The sequence below is a fragment of the Bradyrhizobium sp. PSBB068 genome (genome assembly GCA_016839165.1).
GTDB lineage: Bacteria > Pseudomonadota > Alphaproteobacteria > Rhizobiales > Xanthobacteraceae > Bradyrhizobium.
Genome location: CP069300.1, coordinates 3,984,880 through 4,003,695, shown reverse-complemented (window position 1 = coordinate 4,003,695; position 18,816 = coordinate 3,984,880). Strand labels below are relative to the sequence as shown.

At 65.7% G+C, this 18,816-nt stretch carries 19 protein-coding genes; 11 read left to right on the top strand and 8 right to left on the bottom strand.

What is annotated here, in order from left to right; genetic code table 11:
• Nucleotides 1-55: 55 nt before the first annotated feature.
• Nucleotides 56-946, bottom strand: a complete 891-nt coding sequence (locus JQ507_18555) for a LysR family transcriptional regulator (GenBank protein ID QRI67014.1) — start codon at nt 944-946, stop codon at nt 56-58.
• Between the two features lie 58 nt (nt 947-1,004).
• On the opposite strand from JQ507_18555, the gene JQ507_18550 reads away from it, so the two are divergent.
• Both JQ507_18550 and JQ507_18545 read left to right on the top strand, forming a co-directional pair.
• A complete protein-coding gene (locus tag JQ507_18550; protein QRI67013.1) occupies nt 1,005-2,090 on the top strand; it encodes a nitronate monooxygenase in 1,086 nt (361 codons plus the stop codon).
• 163 nt (nt 2,091-2,253) lie between these two features.
• Nucleotides 2,254-3,333 (top strand): nitronate monooxygenase, encoded by a 1,080-nt coding sequence (locus tag JQ507_18545; GenBank protein ID QRI67012.1) that lies wholly within the window; start codon nt 2,254-2,256, stop codon nt 3,331-3,333.
• On the opposite strand, the gene JQ507_18540 is transcribed toward JQ507_18545, so the two are convergent.
• Entirely contained in the window at nt 3,324-3,500 is a 177-nt protein-coding gene (locus JQ507_18540) for a hypothetical protein (protein ID QRI67011.1), read from the bottom strand. The genes JQ507_18545 and JQ507_18540 overlap by 10 nt on opposite strands.
• Before the next feature lie 354 nt (nt 3,501-3,854).
• Between JQ507_18540 and gatC the strand changes: the two genes are divergently transcribed.
• From gatC to JQ507_18505, 7 genes are all read left to right on the top strand, one after another.
• A complete protein-coding gene (gatC, locus tag JQ507_18535) occupies nt 3,855-4,142 on the top strand; it encodes an Asp-tRNA(Asn)/Glu-tRNA(Gln) amidotransferase subunit GatC (GenBank protein ID QRI67010.1) in 288 nt (95 codons plus the stop codon).
• A 24-nt stretch (nt 4,143-4,166) separates the two neighbouring features.
• Complete coding sequence (locus JQ507_18530) at nt 4,167-4,403, top strand: hypothetical protein (protein ID QRI67009.1); 237 nt, start codon at nt 4,167-4,169, stop codon at nt 4,401-4,403.
• Nucleotides 4,400-5,875, top strand: a complete 1,476-nt coding sequence (gatA, locus tag JQ507_18525; protein QRI67008.1) for an Asp-tRNA(Asn)/Glu-tRNA(Gln) amidotransferase subunit GatA — start codon at nt 4,400-4,402, stop codon at nt 5,873-5,875. The genes JQ507_18530 and gatA overlap by 4 nt, the downstream gene beginning before the upstream one ends.
• 3 nt (nt 5,876-5,878) lie before the next feature.
• Nucleotides 5,879-6,160 (top strand): hypothetical protein, encoded by a 282-nt coding sequence (locus tag JQ507_18520; protein ID QRI67007.1) that lies wholly within the window; start codon nt 5,879-5,881, stop codon nt 6,158-6,160.
• A 166-nt stretch (nt 6,161-6,326) separates the two neighbouring features.
• Entirely contained in the window at nt 6,327-7,688 is a 1,362-nt protein-coding gene (locus JQ507_18515) for a patatin-like phospholipase family protein (protein QRI73405.1), read from the top strand.
• A 130-nt stretch (nt 7,689-7,818) separates the two neighbouring features.
• Nucleotides 7,819-9,306, top strand: coding sequence for an Asp-tRNA(Asn)/Glu-tRNA(Gln) amidotransferase subunit GatB (gene gatB, locus JQ507_18510; GenBank protein ID QRI67006.1), 1,488 nt, complete (start codon nt 7,819-7,821; stop codon nt 9,304-9,306).
• Between the two features lie 1,479 nt (nt 9,307-10,785).
• Nucleotides 10,786-11,052, top strand: coding sequence for a hypothetical protein (locus JQ507_18505; GenBank protein QRI67005.1), 267 nt, complete (start codon nt 10,786-10,788; stop codon nt 11,050-11,052).
• A 104-nt stretch (nt 11,053-11,156) separates the two neighbouring features.
• On the opposite strand, the gene JQ507_18500 is transcribed toward JQ507_18505, so the two are convergent.
• The 4 genes from JQ507_18500 to JQ507_18485 form a co-directional block, all read right to left on the bottom strand.
• On the bottom strand, nt 11,157-11,921 hold the full coding sequence (locus JQ507_18500) for a sulfite exporter TauE/SafE family protein (protein QRI67004.1): 765 nt from the start codon (nt 11,919-11,921) through the stop codon (nt 11,157-11,159).
• A 73-nt stretch (nt 11,922-11,994) separates the two neighbouring features.
• On the bottom strand, nt 11,995-12,717 hold the full coding sequence (locus tag JQ507_18495; protein ID QRI67003.1) for a helix-turn-helix domain-containing protein: 723 nt from the start codon (nt 12,715-12,717) through the stop codon (nt 11,995-11,997).
• A 69-nt stretch (nt 12,718-12,786) separates the two neighbouring features.
• Entirely contained in the window at nt 12,787-14,034 is a 1,248-nt protein-coding gene (locus JQ507_18490) for an MFS transporter (GenBank protein ID QRI73404.1), read from the bottom strand.
• Nucleotides 14,035-14,045: 11 nt separating this feature from the next.
• On the bottom strand, nt 14,046-14,552 hold the full coding sequence (locus tag JQ507_18485) for a PaaI family thioesterase (GenBank protein ID QRI67002.1): 507 nt from the start codon (nt 14,550-14,552) through the stop codon (nt 14,046-14,048).
• 206 nt (nt 14,553-14,758) lie between these two features.
• Here JQ507_18485 and gcvA point away from each other — a divergent pair, with 206 nt between their 5' ends.
• Nucleotides 14,759-15,661 (top strand): transcriptional regulator GcvA, encoded by a 903-nt coding sequence (gene gcvA / locus JQ507_18480; protein QRI67001.1) that lies wholly within the window; start codon nt 14,759-14,761, stop codon nt 15,659-15,661.
• A gap of 17 nt (nt 15,662-15,678) precedes the next feature.
• Here gcvA and JQ507_18475 read toward each other — a convergent pair whose 3' ends face one another.
• Nucleotides 15,679-16,449: a helix-turn-helix transcriptional regulator gene (locus tag JQ507_18475; GenBank protein ID QRI67000.1), complete on the bottom strand. Its 771-nt coding sequence runs from the start codon at nt 16,447-16,449 to the stop codon at nt 15,679-15,681.
• A gap of 113 nt (nt 16,450-16,562) precedes the next feature.
• Here JQ507_18475 and JQ507_18470 point away from each other — a divergent pair, with 113 nt between their 5' ends.
• Nucleotides 16,563-17,489, top strand: a complete 927-nt coding sequence (locus JQ507_18470) for a DMT family transporter (protein ID QRI66999.1) — start codon at nt 16,563-16,565, stop codon at nt 17,487-17,489.
• 95 nt (nt 17,490-17,584) lie between these two features.
• Here the strand turns inward: JQ507_18470 and JQ507_18465 are convergent, their stop codons facing one another.
• The gene (locus tag JQ507_18465) at nt 17,585-18,325 is read right to left on the bottom strand and encodes a DUF2061 domain-containing protein (GenBank protein ID QRI66998.1); all 741 of its coding nucleotides are present in this window, start codon (nt 18,323-18,325) and stop codon (nt 17,585-17,587) included.
• Between the last annotated feature and the right edge of the window lie 491 nt (nt 18,326-18,816).

Here is an 18,816-nt window from a genome sequence, read left to right as displayed (position 1 = left end):
GCCGCGCGCCGAGGCAAAGCCCGGCGTCGGGCGGGCCTCCATGCGAAAACGCCGATCAGGCAGCGATCACCCGATCGTCGCCACCGAGGCACGCGACGAGGCCCTGCAACGGACTGTACTGGTGTGCGGTGCGGCGCTGGATGAACAGCGTCTCGACCTGCGCATGCTTCGGATTGAGCTTGTGGATATTGATGTCGCGCTGGACGTGGTCACGCTCGACGACCGCGCGCGGCAACAGCGTCACGCCCATGTCGGCGGCGACGCAGCCGACCATGCCGTCGAGCGTGCCGAGTTCGAAGCGCGCGGCCGACGGCCAGCCGAACTCGGTGAACACCTGTTCGAGGCGCTGCCGATAGGTGCAGCCGGTGCGGAACACCAGCGCGGTGGGGCCCGATTCCGGTGTGCCGGCGCGCAAGGCGGCGAGCGACTTCCAGCGCTGCGCGGTGACGAGCACCAGTTCCTCGGTGAAGGCCGATGTCGCGGACAGCTCGGCATGCTCGATCGGACCGGCGACGAAGGCGCCATCGAGCGAGCCGTCGAGTACGGCGGCGACGAGATCGGCGCTCGGCGCGGTGCGCAAGGTCAGGCGCACCGCCGGATAGCGGCGGTGAAACTCGGCAAGCAACGTCGGCAGCCGCACCGCAGCGGTGGTCTCCATCGAGCCGATCGACAGCGGCCCCTTCGGCTCGCCGTCGTCGCGCGCGGCGAGCACGGCTTCGCGCGACAGCGCCGCCATGCGCTGCGCATACGGCAGCAGGCGGCGGCCGGCGCCGGTCAGCGACATGCCGCGGCTGTGCCGCTCGAACAGCGCGGTGCCGATCTCGGCCTCCAGCGCCTTGATGCGCTGGGTGACGTTGGACTGCACGGTATTCAGCTCTTCGGCGGCCCGGGTGATGCCGCCGAGCCGGGCGACCGTGGAAAAGGTGAGCAGGTCGGTCAATTCCATCTGGGACCACCGTTTCAATTTAGAGATGGCAGCGTTCTCTAGTATTCATTTTCGCAGAATGTTAGGCCCGCTTAGGCTTGGAGTCCAGAACAGCAAGTCCAGAACAGGGAGCAAGCGCATGCCGATCGGCACCGAATTGACGGCGCGTCTGGGCACCGAACATCCGATCCTGGCGGCGCCGATGGCGATGATCACGGGCAGCCGGCTGGTGAAGGCGGTGAGCGAGGCTGGCGGCTTCGGCATTCTGGGCGGCGGCTATGGTGAGAAGGCCTGGCTCGAGGCGGAGACCGCGGCGCTCAGGGGATTTCGCCGTCCGTTCGGCATCGGCTTCATCACCTGGAGTCTCGCCAAGCAACCCGAACTGATGGACATCGCGCTGGAGGCGCGGCCGCGCGCGGTGATGCTGTCGTTCGGCGATCCCGCGCCGTTCGCGCCTGATATCAAAGCCGCCGGCGCGCTTCTGATCTGCCAGGTGCAGAATGAGGAGATGGCGCAAGCGGCGCTCGATTGCGGCGCCGACATCCTGATTGCGCAGGGAACGGAGGCGGGTGGTCACGGCGCGTCGCGCACCACGCTCGACATCGTGCCTGCGATCATCGATTTCGCGGCAGGACGTGTGCCTGTGGTCGCAGCCGGCGGCATCGCTGATGGCCGCGGTGTCGCCGCGATGATGATGCTCGGCGCGTCCGGCGTGCTGATGGGCACGCGCTTCTATGCCAGCGTCGAGGCCGACGCGCCCGAGCGGGCGAAGCAGTTGATCCGTGCGGCCAAGAGCGGCGAGACGGTGCGCGGCGTCGTGATGGACTGGTCGCGCAAGCTGATCTGGCCGGCGCCGTTCACGGCGCGCTCGCTTGCCAACGATCACCTGCGGCGCTGGTCCGGCCACGAGATCGAGCTGATGCAGCGGGTGGACGAGATCGCTGTGGAATATGCCGCGGCGCGGAGCGCGGGCAATTTCGACATTGCCGCAGTGTTTGCCGGCGAGTCCGTCGGCCTGATCCATGATATCGTTCCCGCGGCCGAGATCGTCGGCCGCATCGTCGCCGAAGCCGAGCAGTCGCTGCAGGGCCGGCGCAACTTTTCACCTTCTCCCCTTGTGGGAGAAGGTGGTCATAGGCGGCCTCCGGCCGCCGTATATGAGTAGAGAACGCCGATGCGTGGCATCGGCTATGTGCAATCCGCACCGGATGAGGGGTCTGTATCTGCGGAGAGGAACCCCTCACCCGACTTCGATGCTTCCGCATCGAAGTCACCCTCTCCCACAAGGGGAGAGGGTAATTCCGAGCAAGCCAGGAAAGAGACACACCATGTGGCCGGACCGTCGATTGATCGATCGCTTCAAGACCGAATTCCCGATCGTGCTGGCGCCGATGGCCGGCGTGATGGATGCCGACCTGGTGATCGCGGTGGCGCAGGGCGGCGGGCTCGGCTCGCTGCCATGCGCGATGTTGTCGGCCGAGAAGGCGCGAGAGCAGGTCAACATCATCCGCCAGCGCGTGTCTGCGCCGATCAACCTCAATTTCTTCTGCCACAAGGCGGTCGATGCCGATCCGGCGCGCGAGGCACAATGGCGGCAGCGGCTCGCGCCTTACTACCGCGAGCACGGCCTCGATCCCAACGCACCGATCAACGCGGCGAACCGCGCGCCGTTCGATGCGGCGTTCTGCGCCGTGGTCGAGGAGCTGAAGCCCGAGGTCGTCAGCTTCCATTTCGGCCTGCCTGAGCCAAAACTGTTGCAACGGGTGAAGGGGACGGGCGCCATCGTGATGTCGTCGGCGACGACCGTGAAGGAGGCGATCTGGCTCGAGGAGAACGGCGCCGACGTGGTCATCGCGCAGGGCGCCGACGCCGGCGGCCATCGCGCCATGTTCCTGACCGATGATATCGCCGAGCAGCCGGGCACTTTCTCGCTGCTGCCGCAGGTGGTGGATGCGGTGAAGGTGCCGGTCGTCGCGGCGGGCGGCATCGCCGACGGGCGCGGCATCGCGGCGGCCTTCGCGCTCGGTGCCTCGGCCGTGCAGGTCGGCACGGCCTATCTGCGTTGCCCGGAATCCAAGGTGAGCGCGCAGGGCCGTGTCGCGCTGGCGCAGGCCAGCGATGAATCGACCGTCATCACCAATGTGATGACCGGCCGTCCGGCGCGCGGCGTCGCCAACCGTGTGATGCGCGAGGTCGGCCCGATCTCGCCTGACGCGCCGGCGTTCCCGCACGCGGCCACCGCCCTCGGGCCGTTGAAGGCAGCTGCCGAAAAGCAGGGCAAGGTCGATTTCACCAATCTGTGGGCCGGGCAGGCGGTGCGGATGGGCAAGGAGATGCCGGCCGCCGAGCTGACCCGCGCACTCGCCGGCGCGGCGCTGGCGCGGATGGGGGCGCTGTCTCAGGCCTGACGCGCGGGCTCGTCCCGGATAATTTCAAGGTGCTCGGTCGCGAGCCTGCGGTAATGCGCGGCCATTTCCTTGTAATGCTGCCGCGAGATCGGGTCCGCGGCGCTTTCGGCGCGGCGCTCGAACATCTCGGCCTTTTCCTGCAAGGCCCTTGCCTGGGACATGGCCATCGCTCGCCTCGCTCAGACCAGGCAGGCCACGTAAACGATTGCGATCCCCAGCACTGTGCCGATCGACCACAGAGCAGGGTCCCAGCCGTCGGACCGGGGGCGGCTTTCGAGCATTGACATGACGCGCTCCGAACTTTTCTGTTTGAACGGAGTAGGCGCCGGCAATGTTTCCGGACGACTTCGTGGCGGGCGGGAAGTGGTTTCGTCGTGGGTTTCGCAGCCGCAATGTCTCGCACCGGGGGCCGGCGGAGCGTCCAAGCCCCGGGGGGCCGGATTGGCGCGGTTGCGGCGCAAAACCGGCCTCTGCTATACGGCAGGCTGACCTTTCAGCCTGACCACCCGAGGCCCTATATAATGTCCGTAGATGCCACGACCGTCCGCCGCATCGCGCATCTGGCGCGGATCGCGGTCAGCGACGCCGAGGTTCCCCATCTCCAGGGCGAACTGAACGCGATGCTGGCCTTTGTCGAGCAGCTGTCGGAGGTGAATATCGAGGGCGTCGAGCCGATGACCTCGGTGACGCCGATGGAGATGAAGAAGCGCGCCGACGTGGTCAATGACGGCGAGATTGCCGATATCATCGTCCGCAATGCGCCCGACACCGCGAACGACTTCTTCCTGGTGCCGAAGGTGGTCGAGTAGTTTCTCTGTTCTGGGACGATGGCGATGTGTCTGCTCTGCGACGATGAGAAGGCCTACAAGGCCTACATGGACTTCCTCGATGCGATGGAGCGCAAGGGGAAGGTCGCCGATCCCAACGCGGCGATGGACGCCGTCCTCGACCATCTCGAGGCGCTTGACGCTGCCCGCGCCAAGGAAAATGCCAACAACCGGGCGCGCCAGGACGACCCCGCCAACGACAAGACCCTGTCTCCGTTCTTCTGCAGCCCGATCAATAAATGACCGATTTGACATCGCTGACGATCGCCGAGGCCCGCGAGGGCCTGGCGAGCAAGTCTTTCACCGCCGCTGAGCTGACCGATGCGCATCTCGCCGCCATCGAGGCCGCGCGGGTGCTCAATGCCTATGTGCTCGAAACACCTGACCGTGCCCGCGAGATGGCGAAGGCCGCCGACGAGAAGATCGCCAAGGGCGAGGGCGGACCGCTGGCCGGCATTCCGCTCGGCATCAAGGACCTGTTCGCGACCCGCGATATCAGGACCACGGCGTGCTCGAAGATCCTCGGCAATTTCATCCCGCCCTACGAGTCGACAGTGACCTCGCAGCTGTGGCGCGACGGTGCGGTGCTGCTCGGCAAGCTCAACAATGACGAGTTCGCGATGGGCTCGTCGAACGAGACGTCGCATTTCGGCCCGGTCACCAATCCGTGGCGACGCGAGGGCAGCAACACCACGCTGGTGCCGGGCGGTTCGTCCGGCGGTTCGGCCTCCGCGGTGGCGGCGCTGCTCTGCATGGGCGCGACGGCGACCGACACCGGCGGCTCGATCCGCCAGCCTGCGGCGTTCACCGCGACCGTCGGCATCAAGCCGACCTACGGCCGCTGCTCGCGCTGGGGCATCGTGGCGTTCGCGTCCTCGCTCGACCAGGCCGGCCCGATCGCGCGCACGACGCGCGACGCCGCGATCCTGATGCGCTCGATGGCCGGGCACGATCCGAAGGACACCACGTCGGTCGACATCGCCGTGCCGGACTACGAGGCCGCGATCGGCAAGTCCGTGAAGGGCATGAAGATCGGTATTCCCAAAGAGTATCGCCTCGACGGCATGCCGGCCGAGATCGAAAAGCTCTGGAGCGAGGGCGCGCAATGGCTGAAGGCCGCAGGCGCCGAGCTCGTCGAGGTGTCGCTGCCGCACACCAAATACGCGCTGCCGGCCTACTACATCGTGGCGCCGGCGGAAGCCTCGTCGAACCTCGCGCGCTATGACGGCGTGCGCTACGGACTGCGCGATCCCGGCAAGAACATCATCGAGATGTACGAGAACACCCGCGCCGACGGCTTTGGCGACGAGGTCCGCCGCCGCGTGCTGATCGGCACCTACGTGCTCTCGGCCGGCTATTACGATGCCTATTATCTGCGCGCGCAGAAGGTGCGGACGCTGATCAAGAAGGATTTCGAGGACTGCTTCGCCAAGGGCGTGAACGCGATCCTGACGCCGGCGACGCCGTCGGCGGCGTTCGGCATCGGCGAGAAGGGCGGCGCCGATCCCGTTGAGATGTATCTCAACGACATCTTCACGGTGACCGTGAACATGGCGGGCCTGCCGGGCATCGCCGTGCCCGCGGGCAAGGACAGCCAGGGTCTGCCGCTCGGCCTGCAACTGATTGGCCGTCCGTTCGACGAGGAGACGTTGTTCTCGCTCGGCGAGGTGATCGAGCAGGCGGCCGGCCGCTTCACGGCGCCCAAATGGTGGTGAGCAATGGCGGATTTTCGCGCCACTCTCGCTGACGCTGCGCCTGACGCGGCGTTGCCGCCGCCGCTCGCCGCATTGTGGTGGGCAAAGAAGGGCGATTGGGACCAGGCGCACCGCATCGTGATGAATGAGAGCGACGCCAACTCGGCCTGGGTGCATGCCCATCTGCATCGCGTCGAGGGCGATCTCGGCAATGCCGGCTACTGGTATCGCCGGGCCGGCCAGCCGGTCGCAAAGGACGCGCTCGAGGCCGAGTGGGAGCGGATTGTTTCCGCGCTTCTGGCCTGACGTACTGGTGCCGGACGTTGGTGTCTTGGCACCGCGAGCATTAACCGTGTTTCGGCCGCCATGCCGCCGCCCAGATTGGCCGTGATAGGCTGGTGGAACGGGGCGGGGGCCAGTGGCAAAGAGAGTATTCGTGCGTGGGTCGGGCATAGGGGGATGGCTGTCAGCACTGCTGGTGGCCGTGGTGGCAGCGGGCCTTGCCGGCTGCGCTTCCGTCTATAATCTGCCCGGCAATGTGCCGCTCGGTGCCGCGCTCGCCGACAACAGCAGCGCCCGCGAAATTCCACCTTACGAAGATGACCTGCTGCTGGCGCTGTCGTTCTCCGGCGGCGGCACGCGCGCCGCGGCGTTCTCGTTCGGCGTGCTGGAAGAACTCGACCGGGTGCGCTCCAGCGCCGCCGGCACCAAGACGCTGCTCGACCGCGTCGACTTCGTCTCGGGCGTCTCCGGCGGATCGGTCACCGCCGCCTATTTCGGATTGAAGCGGCGCGCGGCGCTCGCCGATTTCCGCGAACGCTTCCTGCTGCGCAATGCCGAGGAGGGACTGAAGACCAGGATCTCGCTCGGCAATATCGGGCGCGCGCTGGGCGGCGGCGTCAACGACAGCCAGTTCACCGACTGGCTCGACCAGAACCTGTTCGACGGTGCGCGGTTCGAGGCATTGCCCGACGATCGCCGGCCGCGGGTGTGGATCAACGCGTCCGACATCTACAACCGCACGCCGTTCGTGTTCGGCAAGACCTCGTTCGACGCGCTGTGCAGCGACATCCGCTCTTATCGTGTCGCAGAGGCCGTGGCGGCATCTGCCGCGGTGCCGCTGGCATTCGCCCCGATCGTGCTGCAAACCTATCCCGGCGGCTGCGCCGCCCCGCTGCCGCCCTGGTACGATCGGGTGCGCAACGATCCGAACGCGCAACCGTTGCTGCGGTCCTATGCCGAGGCCCAGGCGCGCTACCGCGACGGCTCGATGCGCTACGTCAAGCTGCTCGATGGCGGGCTGGTCGACAATTACGGGCTGTCGGCGCTCAGCATCGGTCTGCTCGCCGCGCAGCGTCCTTACGAGCCGCTCGACGAGCGACAGGCGGCCAAGCTGAAGCGCATCCTGTTCCTGGTGGTCGATGCCGGCCGCGGCGTCTCCGGCGATTTCGTGCAGACGCTCGAAGGACCGAACGGTGTCGAGCTGGTGTCCGCGGCCGCCGACACCGCGATCGATGCCAGCGTGCGCTCGAGCTACGCCGCCTTCACGTCGCTCGCCAGCGACTGGTCGGGCAAGCTGAAGCGCTGGCGCTGCGGCCTGTCGGCGGCGGATCGGAGCCGGCTCGGCGTCGGCGCCGGCTGGAAGTGCGGCGACGTCACGATCTATGTCGAGCGGCTCGGCTTCGACCGGCTGGGACCGGAACGCGCCGGTATCCTGAACGCCATCGCGACGCGGCTGTCGCTGCCGCCGGAGCAGGTCGACCAGCTGATCGTGGGCGGCGCGGACGCGCTGCGCGCCAGCAAGGCCTACCAGCAGTTCCGGCGCGGGCTCTGATCCGCACTCATGCGCTGGCGCGGGGTCTCAAGGGACCGCAAAGGGGACAGTAAGCCCGCTTGACTGGCGCGGTCGGTTGCGCGAAGCCCAATCCATCCCAGATATGACTTTTATCCGGAAACCGAGATCCATGACCGCAGCTGCCGCCCCGCATAAACTGATCAAGAGCGCCACCGGCGATTGGGAGGTCGTGATCGGCATGGAGGTCCATGCCCAGGTCACCTCGAACTCAAAGCTGTTCTCCGGCGCATCGACCGCGTTCGGCGGCGAGCCGAACTCCCATGTCTCGCTGGTCGATGCCGCGATGCCGGGCATGCTGCCTGTGATCAACGAGGAGTGCGTCCGCCAGGCGGTGCTCACCGGTCTCGGGCTGAATGCGAAGATCAATTTGCGCTCGGTGTTCGACCGCAAGAACTATTTCTATCCGGACTCGCCGCAGGGCTACCAGATCAGCCAGTACAAGTCGCCGATCGTGGGTGAGGGCGAGGTATCGCTCGAGCTCGACGGCGGCCGCAGCGTCACCATCGGGATCGAGCGGCTGCACCTGGAACAGGACGCCGGCAAGCTGCTGCACGATCAGTCGCCGACGATGTCCTATGTCGACCTCAACCGGTGCGGTGTCGCGCTGATGGAGATCGTCTCCAAGCCCGACATCCGCGACGCCGAGCAGGCCAAGGCCTACGTCACCAAGCTGCGCTCGATCCTGCGCTACCTCGGCACCTGCGACGGCGACATGGAGAAGGGCAGCCTGCGCGCCGACGTCAACGTCTCGGTGCGCCGTTACGGCGAGACCGCGTTCGGCACCCGCTGCGAAATCAAGAACATGAACTCGATCAACTTCATCGGCCAGGCGATTGAGTACGAGGCACGGCGCCAGATCGAGATCATCGAGGATGGCGGCTCGATCGACCAGGAAACCCGGCTGTTCGACCCGAACAAGGGCGAGACGCGCTCGATGCGTTCCAAGGAAGAGGCGCACGACTATCGCTACTTCCCGGATCCCGATCTGTTGCCGCTCGAGTTCACCCAGGCCTTCGTCGACGACCTCAAGGCGCAGCTGCCGGAACTGCCGGACCAGAAGCGGTCCCGTTTTGTTACGGGCTTCGGCCTGTCGCCCTATGACGCAAGCGTGCTGGTCGCCGAGCGCGAGAGCGCGGAGTTCTACGAGACGGTGCTTGCAGGCCTTGCCGACAAGGCGCGCGACGGCAAGCTCGCCGCCAACTGGGTGATCAACGAGCTGTTCGGCCGTCTGAACAAGGAGAGCGTTGCGATCGCGGCCTCGCCGGTGTCGGCGCAGCAGCTCGCAGCGATCGTCGATCTGATCGGCGAGGGAACGATTTCCGGCAAGATCGCCAAGGGCTTGTTCGAGATCGTCTGGCAGGAGGGCGGCGATCCGCGCGCACTCGTCGAGACGCGCGGCATGAAGCAGGTCACCGACCTCGGCGCGATCGAGAAGGTGGTCGACGACATCATCGCGGCCAATCCCGACAAGGTCGAGCAGGCAAAGGCGAAGCCGCAACTGGTCGGCTGGTTCGTCGGTCAGGTGATGAAGTCGTCGGGCGGCAAGGCGAACCCGCAGGCGGTCAACGACCTCTTGAAGTCGAAGCTCGGCATCTGAACCAACAGGACAATGATGTTGTCCTTGGCGCATGATCCGACCGGATCATGCTCCCGTGCGATCACCTTCGGCTTCGTCGCGCGCGCGTGAACGCGGCGTGATCCCAGCTCACAGCCTCCCGCGACGGCGCACTGACGCCCTCGACGCCGAATCGGCGAAGCTGCGATTCGTTCGCGAAACCGGCTCGGATGACCGCAAACGAGGCAAAAGCCGTCTTTCCCACGAAAATTTTTTCATTGCCAAAAATTACGACTCGGCGTCCGCGACGCGCCGCTTTTCGTCGCCGCTCGCGACTCAGCGCAACGACGCTCGCGCGTCGATCGCTTCAATGCGAATTCAATGAAAGCCTACAATACAAGGCATTTCCTGCAACGTTGACAAATGCCGATGTCGACAGCTGTTGCACTTCTTGCATCGTCGCGCGAATGCATCGCCGATTTGAACTGCGCCGCGCGCTGCGTGCGCTGCCATCGCTGCGTCAACACTTCCTTAAGCGGGACACTGTTTTTTTCGGTCTGTTGGTGTATTCGGGAAGTAGTGCATATCGATTCCCGAGTGCACGCAGCGAACTAGAGAGCCATCTCACATACTGGAGGGCAACATGGCTAAGAAGGCAAAGAAGGCGAAGAAGGTTAAGAAGGCGAAGAGCGCGGTGAAGAAGACTGCGAAGAAGACCCGCAAGGTCGCCAAGAAGAAGTAAGCCTCTCGCCTTGAGAGGATTGCCGGCGGCTTGACGCCGGCACGTCGCGAGAGCCAGCGGACGGACTGCTGAGAGGCACATCCCACCCCCAAGGCTCTGGCTGACGAAAGAGGGTGTCGGCGAGACATCAGGTCAAACGGCTGGATCGAATTTCGGAGAGGGCGACCTTCCCAAAACCGGTCCGGCAGAAGAAACAGAGATTTCTTCGTTCGGTGCGGGACCCGCTTGGTTCCGCAATTTCACCGGCGACAATGCCGACTGAAATCTGGTCCTGACGTGTTCGCCGACCCCCTCGTTCCGGCGGCTTGCGCAGTCCGCGCCCCGGCAACCATCTTCCCATTTCCAGTTCTGGTCCGACGTCAGGCTTCACGGCCTCGCGTGGCATGCGCGCGCGTACCCGGCTGCACGCCGTTCGGCGGATCGCTCGCGGTCACACCACCCCTTCGGTCAATCTCGAGACTGACTGCCCGCCGGGTCGGCGGGCATGCGCGGGCCATTGTCCGCCATGGTTATCGTTGTCCGAAACACCACGGTAAACCGGCGTTCACGAATACGCAGAAATGCCTGCGGCACAGGCACTTCTGCGATTCAGCGCAGCGCCTCCGGCGGCGCCGGTTTACATCCCGTTCATCGCGATACTTAAACCGCTCTTCAAATTTGATGGGCCATGATCATCCCCACAAGCCGGCAAACGGCGAGCGAATAACGGGACGTTTGAACAGTGGACGGGGGCCGCGCTCGGGGGAGGGCGGCCAACAACAAAAAGGGGAATGACGATAATGTTTCAGGGGGTCATCGATCAGGAAAGCGCGGTCCCGGTTGCTGCGACTGCAATCCAGGACGTGCTGTTCGAGCGCGGCATGTATTGGGCGAGCGGCCGTTCCGGCGTGGTCAACCTCGTCGCGGCGCACAAATGGTTCAACCTGGCGGCGCTCAAGGGACGTACCGACGCGATCGCGCACCGCCGCGAAGTCGCCGAGCAGATGTCCGATGTCGAGATCGCGGCTGCCCAGCGCGAAGCCCGCGCCTGGATGACGACGCATTAGGTTTCGTTTGGCGCGTTTTCTCCGCGCGAACCGGTAACCGCTTCGCGCGAAAACGCCCAAGCCTAGCAGCTCTCGAGCCGGGAGCCTCGGCTCCCTCGCTCCACCTAGAACCAGTATCGCGCGGCGTAGAGCACGGTCATCGCCGCTCCCGCCACAATGACGAACTGGCGGACGATGGTCGCGGGAAGCACCCGGATCAGGTGACCTCCCGCATAGCCGCCGGCCATGGCGCCGAGCAGCATGACCCACGTCTCCGGCCAGCGCACCGCTCCCTGCACGATGAAGATCGCTGTGGCGGCGAGCGACACGCAGGTCGCAAGCAGGTTCTTCAACGCCTTGATCGCCCTGATATCGTTGGGCTCCGTGACCGACAGCGCCGCGGTCAGGATGACGCCGAGCCCGGCGCCGAAGAACCCGCCATAGACACATGCCAGTCCCAGCACGGCAGCGCTCGCCCGGGTCGAGGGCAGGGTCGCGGTCTTCTGCTGCCCGATGGTCCAGCTCTGGATATGCGGCGCGAAGGCAAACAACAGCGTCGCGAAGCCGATCAGGGCCGGCACCGGCAGCACGAATAGCCGCTCGGGAAGCAGCAGCAGGACGCCGGCGCCGATCGCGCCGCCGAGCGTCGAGACGAGGACGAGGCTGATCGTGCGCCGTGTCGGCGGCGGCAGCTTGCCGCGATCGGCGAGCGCGGCGATCAGATGCCCCGGCGAGATCGCCACCGCGTTCGATGCGTTGGCGATGATCGCCGGCAAGCCCGCCGCGAGCATCGCCGGAAACGTGATCAGCGTCGCGCCGCCCGCCAAGGCGTTGATGATGCCTCCCGCGATACCGGCGGCGAACAGCAGAAGGCCTGTCTGGATATCCATGCGTCACCCAATTCGAGGGTGAGCAGGCTAGCGGGCGGGGCCGCGGTCCGTCTGGAACGTCTGTGACGCCGCTTCAGTCACGCCAATAGACGCCCGGTGTGGTGCCAAAGGTGCGGCGGAACAGACGGGTGAGGTGGCTCTGGTCGGAGAAGCCCGCATCGACCGCAACCATCGCGATCGGATCGCCGGCGCGCAGCAGCTGTCGCGCAAAATTGAGCCGGGCGAGCAGGCGGAACGCATGCGGCGCGACGCCGAGCTCGCGCCTCACCATGCGGCTGAACCCTTCGCGGCTTCGCCCGAAGCCTGCGGCGATCTCGCAGATCGGCTCGAGGCTCTCCTTCAGAGCGGCGCCGAGCCTTGTCCGGCCGGCGAGCCCGGCCGATGGAGACGGCTCGCGCGCGCCGATGTCGCCCGCGATATCGAGGATGTACTCGGGCGATATCTCCTCGACGCGTCGAAAGCGCCCCTCAACGCGGATGATCCGGACCGACGAGGCGGCGCGGCTGGCCGGAAAATAAGCATTGAGGCAAACCGTCTCCTCGTCCGGTGTCGGTAGCGGCGCATGCAACATTCCGGCGGGAATGAGCGCGGCATGGCCGGCGGGCACAGTTACGGTGGTGCCGTCGATGCGAAAGGCGCGCAACCCCGACAGCACCAGCACGATCTGGCTCTCGTCATGAAAGTGCGGCTTGAGGCCGAGCGAACCGGCGCCGTGCCACGATGCCAGCTCGACGATGCCGTCACGGTCGGCTCGCCGATAGGTCCAGGCATTGGTCATGGCGAAGCGTGGGGTCACAGAGGTCTCGAACCGAGGAGGCGGTGATCCCCGAGCCTAGCACTGATGTCACCGGCCGTCATAGCGACGTCAATGCTGCGTGACCGAGCCAATCGGCGAGGCGGTTCGCATCGTCGCGGCAGCGATGAGGGCGGCGACGAGGTTGGCGGCTGCGCTGATCGCCACCGGAATGAAGTAACTGTGGCTGATATCGAAGGCGAAGCCGGCGGCGCTCGGACCCAGCAGCGTCCCGAACGCGACGCTGGTGTAGAGGATGCCGATGATGCCGCCGACATTGCGGCCGCCGAAATGGTCGGTGACCACGGCGGGCAGGATCGCGACCCAGCCGCCATAGAACACGCCGAACAGCAGCGCGAACACTGTGAGCGACCAGAAAGTGCCTGCGATCGCCCAGATCGCGAGCGCGGCGGCCATGCCGAGATACATCGCAATCAGGAACGCATCGCGCCCCATCCTGTCGGCGATGCCGCCGAGGAAGAACCGGCCGGCGGTGCTGCCGACACCGATCATTCCGAGCAGCAGCACGGCAAGCGCCGGCGCCACCTGATGATCGATCGCGAACGGCACCAGGTGCACGAAGGGCACGAACACGCCGAACGCGCTGATCAGGCAGGCCGCGTAGAGCCCGGCGAAGCGGGCGGTTCGGACCGCACCGAGGATCGAAACGCCTTGGCGGAGTGCCGTGCTTGAAGCCGCCTCAAGCGGATCACCGTCCGGTCCGGTGCCGTAGCGGCGCGGATCATCCGCGATCAGCAGCGATGCGCCGATCCCGGCGACGGCGGCGACGACGCCCAGCACGACGTAGGCATCGCGCCAGCCGAAGCTCGCGATCAGCCAGGTCGCGAGCGGCGGCATCACCAGCGTCCCGACCCCGATCCCGCTGACCGCGAGGCCCGATGCAAAACCGCGCCGCCGAACGAACCAGCGCTGCACGGCGCCCAAGGTCGGGACATAGGCGCAACCGACGCCGGCGCCGATGCCGATGCTGTAGGCGGCGTAGACCTGAAGGATGGTCTGCGCCTGTCCGGCGAGCACCATGCCGAGGCCGACGAGGGTCATTCCGAGGACCGCGAGCCTGCGTGCGCCCCAGCGATCGGCAAGCGCACCGGAGACGATGCCGAGACCAAAATACAGGAAGCCCGCGAAGGAGAACACCAGCGACACCGCGCCGCGTGAGGCGCCGAACTCCCGTTGCAAGGACTCGACAAAGGACGAGAACGTGTAGGCGCTGCCGAAGCCGATGAAGGTCACGACGAAAGCCGCCGCGACGACAATCCAGCCGTAGAACGGCTTTGCTCGCTGATAACCGGCGTGCATGACGGCGTCCCTCACGATCGTTCTCCCTGCGGCGCGCGACCGCCAGCCTTGGCCGGCGGGTAAAGCAGCATCTGCGTGCAACGAAACAGCGCGATGGTCTTGCCGGTCGACTCGCTGCGGATTTCGGCATCCCACACCTGGGTGGTGCGGCCGGCGTGAACGAGGCGCGCGTCGCAGCTCACGCCGCCTTCGCGCGCTGCGCCGATGAAGTTCGTCTTCAACTCTCCGGTGGCGAAGCCGATCGCGCCCTCCGGTAAGGAGGCGAGGCAGCCGAACCCGCATGCAGTGTCCGCCAACGCGACGATGCTTGCGCCATGCAGCAGCCCGTGCGGCGAGAAGTGCTTCGCTGAGATCTCGAAGCGACCGCTGATGTGGCCGCGTCCGGCATTGAGCCATCGGAAGTCGAGCAGGCCGGGCAGGCTGCCGGATTGCGATTCGTTGATGCGATCGACGAGTTGGTTGGGATGGCCGTCTGCAGCGACCTCGTGCAGAGCGAGTGTGTTTGGGACGTCAATCATGTCCTGGTTCCATCAGTCCTGGCTTCATCAAAGGAACCGAAAGCAGCTGGCGAACGCCGGAACGAAAGATTAGATGATCTAATCTTATTGGTTCGACTTTCTCTGCGTTGACGCGGCTTTCAGCGTTAAGATAGCTGATAGAGCGCCTGGGACGTCGGATTGGCAAACCAGATTTGCTACGCAATTGAGATTAGAAGATCTAAATCATGGAAAACCGGCTTCCGCCCCTGAACGCGCTCAAAGCATTCGAATCCGCCGCCCGCCATCTCTCGGTGAAGCTCGCGGCCGAGGAGCTGTACGTGACGCCGGGCGCGGTCAGCCAGATGCTCAAGACGCTGGAGGCGCATCTCGGCGTCAAGCTGTTCGAGCGGGTGCCGCGCGGCATCTATCTCACCGACGCCGGACGCGACTATCTGCCGTCGATCCGCAATGCGTTTCGCCAGATCGCGGAGGCATCGCGCCGCGTCGCTGCATCCGTTGATGTCGGCACGCTGACGGTGAGCGTCACGCCGTTCTTTGCGTCGGCCTGGTTGGTGCCGCGCATGACGTCGTTTCAGAACACCCATCCCGAGATCGATCTGCAGATCGTCACCAGCAACACGCTGATCGATTTCTCGCGCAGCGGCATCGACGTCGCGGTGCGCCACGGCCTCGGCCGCTATCCGGGGCTGCGCAGCGACCGCGTCGTGACAGTCGAGATGGTGGTGGTGGCCGCGCCGTCGCTGGTTGCGCGTCTCGGCCGGCCGGCATCTCCCGGCGACCTCGCGACCTGGCCGCAGGTGCATGACGCCGATCGCAAGGGCTGGAGCCTGTGGTTTCAGGCCAACGGCATCGCGGAGGTGCGCGCGCCGCGCGGACCGTCGTTCGATGACAGCAGTCTGCTGCTGAAGGCCGTGCTGACCGGGCAGGGCGCTGGGCTGCTGCCGGCGGCGATGGTCGCAAGCGAGATCGAGAGCGGAGAACTGGTCCAGCTGCTGGAGACCGCACATCTGGAAGAGTTCGCGTATTATCTCCTCTGCCCCGACAACAGGCAGTCGCTTCCGAAGATCACGGCATTCAGGGAATGGATCCTGGGGCCGGCGGCGCAGTCGGTGCCTGCGGAGCGCTAGTTCTTCGCCTCGACGACTTACCGATAGAAAGCGTTCGGCGGCACGCCAAAATGCCGGCGGAACATCGCGGTGAAGGCGCTCTGGCTGGCATAGCCGGCATCGAGCGCGACATCGACCACCCGCGCGCCGCGCGCGAGGCGTTCGAGCGCGAACAGCAGACGCGCCTGCTGACGCCATTCGCCGAACGTCATGCCGGTTTCCCTGGCGAACAGACGATGGATCGTCTTCGACGTCAACCTCAAGCGGTTTGCCCACTGCTCGGCGGTGGAGGCATCGTCCGGGCGGCTCACCAGCGTCGCGCAGATCCGCGCGAGCCTTTGGTCGCGCGGCATCGGCAGATGCAACGGCAGCACATCGACCTCGCGCAACTGGTCGAGCAGCACGTGCATCAGGCGCTCGTCCGAGGTCGCAGGCGCGTAGTCCAGCGGCACGCGCATCGCGGCGACGAACAATTCGCGCAGCAGCGGCGAGACCGTGAACACGCAGCTGGTCTGCGGTAGATCGGGAGCCGCGCCGGCATCGACGAACACGGTGCGGATCTTGACCGCGCCGCACATGCGGACCTCGTGCTCGAGTCCTGCGACCAGCCACACCGCACGATTGGGCGGCACCACCCAGGTGCCCTCGGCACAGCGCACGATCATCACGCCCTCGATCGCGTAGAGCAGCTGGCCGCGCGGATGCGCGTGCAGGCCGGTCGACGCGCCGCTCGGATAGTCGATCTCCATCGCCGCCATCGGCCGCGCCGTGGCGTGATAGTCGAGGTGCCGCGTGATCAGCTCGTCCAACACTTCCTCATTTCATGTCCCAATCTCGCTAGGTGACGTCACTCTAGCGTGAGACGGACGTTGGCGCGACAAGTAGTTGCTGGTGGGTCTTTCACCAACGCGCTGCCAAGGTCATGTTCAAGCAGAAAGCCGCACTTCTCTATCCCTTCGTTGCCATCGTCCTGTGGGCGGGCAACGTCATCGTCTCCCGTCTCTCGGCGCACACGATCGGTCCGCAGGCGATCACCTTCTATCGTCTGCTGGTCGCGGTCCTGCTGATGTCTCCGTTCGTGGCGCACGGAGCCTGGCGCAATCGTCTCGCGATCTGGCCGCATCTCGGGCCACTCGCGATCCTCGGCTTCCTGGCGATGTGCCTGTTCCAGAGCCTGTCGTACCTCGCGGCCGAGACCACGACCGCGACCAACATGGCGGTGTTCACAGCCTTGACGCCGCTCCTGACCGTTGGCCTCAGTGCCGCGCTGCTCGGCGAGCAGCCGACGCTCGGCATGATCTGCGGCGCGCCGCTGTCGTTTGCCGGCCTCGTCTATCTCGTCAGCGGCGGCGACTTGTCTTCGCTGTTGCAGAACGGCGTGCATGCGGGCGACGCGTTGATGCTGCTCGCCGCGATCGTCTACGCGTTGTACGGCGTGCTGCTGAAGCGCTGGAATCTGCCGATCACCGGGTGGCAGTCGACCTACATGCAGGCGCTGTGTGCGCTGGCGGTGATGTTTCCCGCATTTCTCGCAACGCCGGCGCCGCTGCGGCAGGTCAACGCCGCAACGCTGCCGCTGATCATCTATGCCGGCGCGCTGGCCTCGGTGGTGCTGCCGTTCCTGTGGATCCGCGGTGTCGCGCAGCTCGGCCCGAACCGCTGCGCGATCTTCATGAACCTGTTGCCGGTGCTGACCGCCGCGGCCGCGATCGTGATGCTGGGCGAGCCGGTGAAGCCATTCCATGTCATCGGCGGCGGCCTCGCGCTACTCGGCGTCGCTTGCGCACAGGCCTTTCCGCGGCCGCTGCGCGCGGCGCGGCAAGGGCTGGGGCCTCTCGGGCACTCGTGAGGGACGGAATGGTGTCGTTGAAGGTCACCATTCCCGCGATCAGCGATCAAGGTCGGGTGCTCGATCAAGGTCGGGTGCTTCTCGACCCGTCTTGATCATGCCGGCGCCGGCAGCAGTCTCGTCTCGCTCGGCGGCAACAGGTCAATCGCGCGCTCGGCTCGCGAGGTGAAATAGTCCCAGGCCTTCTCGTGCCCGAAATAAACGAACGGACCAAGTATGAAGCCGCTGGCCGACAGGATCGTCGCTTCCGTGATGTTCCGTACCACCACATAGTTGGTGGTGAAGTCGACCACGGTTGCGATCGTGCGGTAGGTGATGGTCTTGGCGAGGGCGCGGCTGATCGTGACGCTGCCGTCGGCTGATTGAGCGTCCTCTGCCGGCGGTGCAAGCGCGCGCAGGGCGACCGGGGTATCAGACGATCTGAAGTAGTTCCAGGCGGCTTCGTGGGCCAGATAGAACAGAGGGCCGGCGACCAGGTTGAAGGATGACAGACCGGCCGCGGTGGCGAGTTCACCGATCACCAGATAGTTCGTGGTGAAGTCGAGGCTGGTGACGATGACGCGGAATGTGATGGTCTTGGCGACGGTGCGCCCAAGCGCGAGCTTCGGCAGCAGCGTCAACGGCAGCTTGACCGGGAGCTGGTTCAGCAAGGACGCGGAGCGCGCAGAATTTTGACGCGCGGTCGCAACCGATTTTCGATTGCGGCGACGCAAGCCGGGCAGAATGTTGGGAGCGAGCATGGCTGCGCCGCCAATCAGGAGGCCAGGAACCAGCGCGACCTCGATCAGGGCCGCGCCCACAATGACTGCAACCCCTATCGTCACGTATTGCTTCATCGCCTGACCCTCGGTGGCCCAGATTGGCGACGAGGATAGCCGTGTTGCGTATAAGAAAAATGTCACATTCCGGCGTCGCGGCCCGGCGGTCTCGCCGTTTTGATCGCATGCGAGAGGCCACGGCAGAATAGAGCGCTGGGTTCAGTGATCACCTGTTCGATGAAGCGGAGTGATCCCGATGCGTGCTGGCTTGCGTTCTTCCTTGGCCTTGACGTTGCCCCTTGTGATTCTGTGGACTGCGGTTGCCGATGCCGCGACGGCACATCACCGCCGCGTACGACCGCACCTCATCATCCGCCCAAGTGAACAGGTGGCTCCTCCGACCTGGTACAGGTATCCGGGCTTCGGGCCGATCCCGCCGGGCGAGAACAGAAATCTCGATCCGTCGACGCGCGGCGGCGGCTGAGGTCGATCAGGGGCGCGCCGAATGCTGTCCGGCGGCGTCTTCGATTCGATCGGGTGGTTGGCCAGGGGAGGCCAAGGTCTTGAGC

What these genes read in the sequence shown, in the direction of transcription:
- JQ507_18555 (QRI67014.1), bottom strand. Translation starts at nt 946, where the DNA reads ATGGAATTGACCGACCTGCTCACCTTTTCCACGGTCGCCCGGCTCGGC.
- JQ507_18550 (QRI67013.1), top strand. Translation starts at nt 1,005, where the DNA reads ATGTTAGGCCCGCTTAGGCTTGGAGTCCAGAACAGCAAGTCCAGAACA.
- JQ507_18545 (QRI67012.1), top strand. Translation starts at nt 2,254, where the DNA reads ATGTGGCCGGACCGTCGATTGATCGATCGCTTCAAGACCGAATTCCCG.
- JQ507_18540 (QRI67011.1), bottom strand. Translation starts at nt 3,500, where the DNA reads ATGGCCATGTCCCAGGCAAGGGCCTTGCAGGAAAAGGCCGAGATGTTC.
- gatC (QRI67010.1), top strand. Translation starts at nt 3,855, where the DNA reads ATGTCCGTAGATGCCACGACCGTCCGCCGCATCGCGCATCTGGCGCGG.
- JQ507_18530 (QRI67009.1), top strand. Translation starts at nt 4,167, where the DNA reads ATGTGTCTGCTCTGCGACGATGAGAAGGCCTACAAGGCCTACATGGAC.
- gatA (QRI67008.1), top strand. Translation starts at nt 4,400, where the DNA reads ATGACCGATTTGACATCGCTGACGATCGCCGAGGCCCGCGAGGGCCTG.
- JQ507_18520 (QRI67007.1), top strand. Translation starts at nt 5,879, where the DNA reads ATGGCGGATTTTCGCGCCACTCTCGCTGACGCTGCGCCTGACGCGGCG.
- gatB (QRI67006.1), top strand. Translation starts at nt 7,819, where the DNA reads ATGACCGCAGCTGCCGCCCCGCATAAACTGATCAAGAGCGCCACCGGC.
- JQ507_18505 (QRI67005.1), top strand. Translation starts at nt 10,786, where the DNA reads ATGTTTCAGGGGGTCATCGATCAGGAAAGCGCGGTCCCGGTTGCTGCG.
- JQ507_18500 (QRI67004.1), bottom strand. Translation starts at nt 11,921, where the DNA reads ATGGATATCCAGACAGGCCTTCTGCTGTTCGCCGCCGGTATCGCGGGA.
- JQ507_18490 (QRI73404.1), bottom strand. Translation starts at nt 14,034, where the DNA reads ATGCACGCCGGTTATCAGCGAGCAAAGCCGTTCTACGGCTGGATTGTC.
- JQ507_18485 (QRI67002.1), bottom strand. Translation starts at nt 14,552, where the DNA reads ATGATTGACGTCCCAAACACACTCGCTCTGCACGAGGTCGCTGCAGAC.
- gcvA (QRI67001.1), top strand. Translation starts at nt 14,759, where the DNA reads ATGGAAAACCGGCTTCCGCCCCTGAACGCGCTCAAAGCATTCGAATCC.
- JQ507_18470 (QRI66999.1), top strand. Translation starts at nt 16,563, where the DNA reads ATGTTCAAGCAGAAAGCCGCACTTCTCTATCCCTTCGTTGCCATCGTC.
- JQ507_18465 (QRI66998.1), bottom strand. Translation starts at nt 18,325, where the DNA reads ATGAAGCAATACGTGACGATAGGGGTTGCAGTCATTGTGGGCGCGGCC.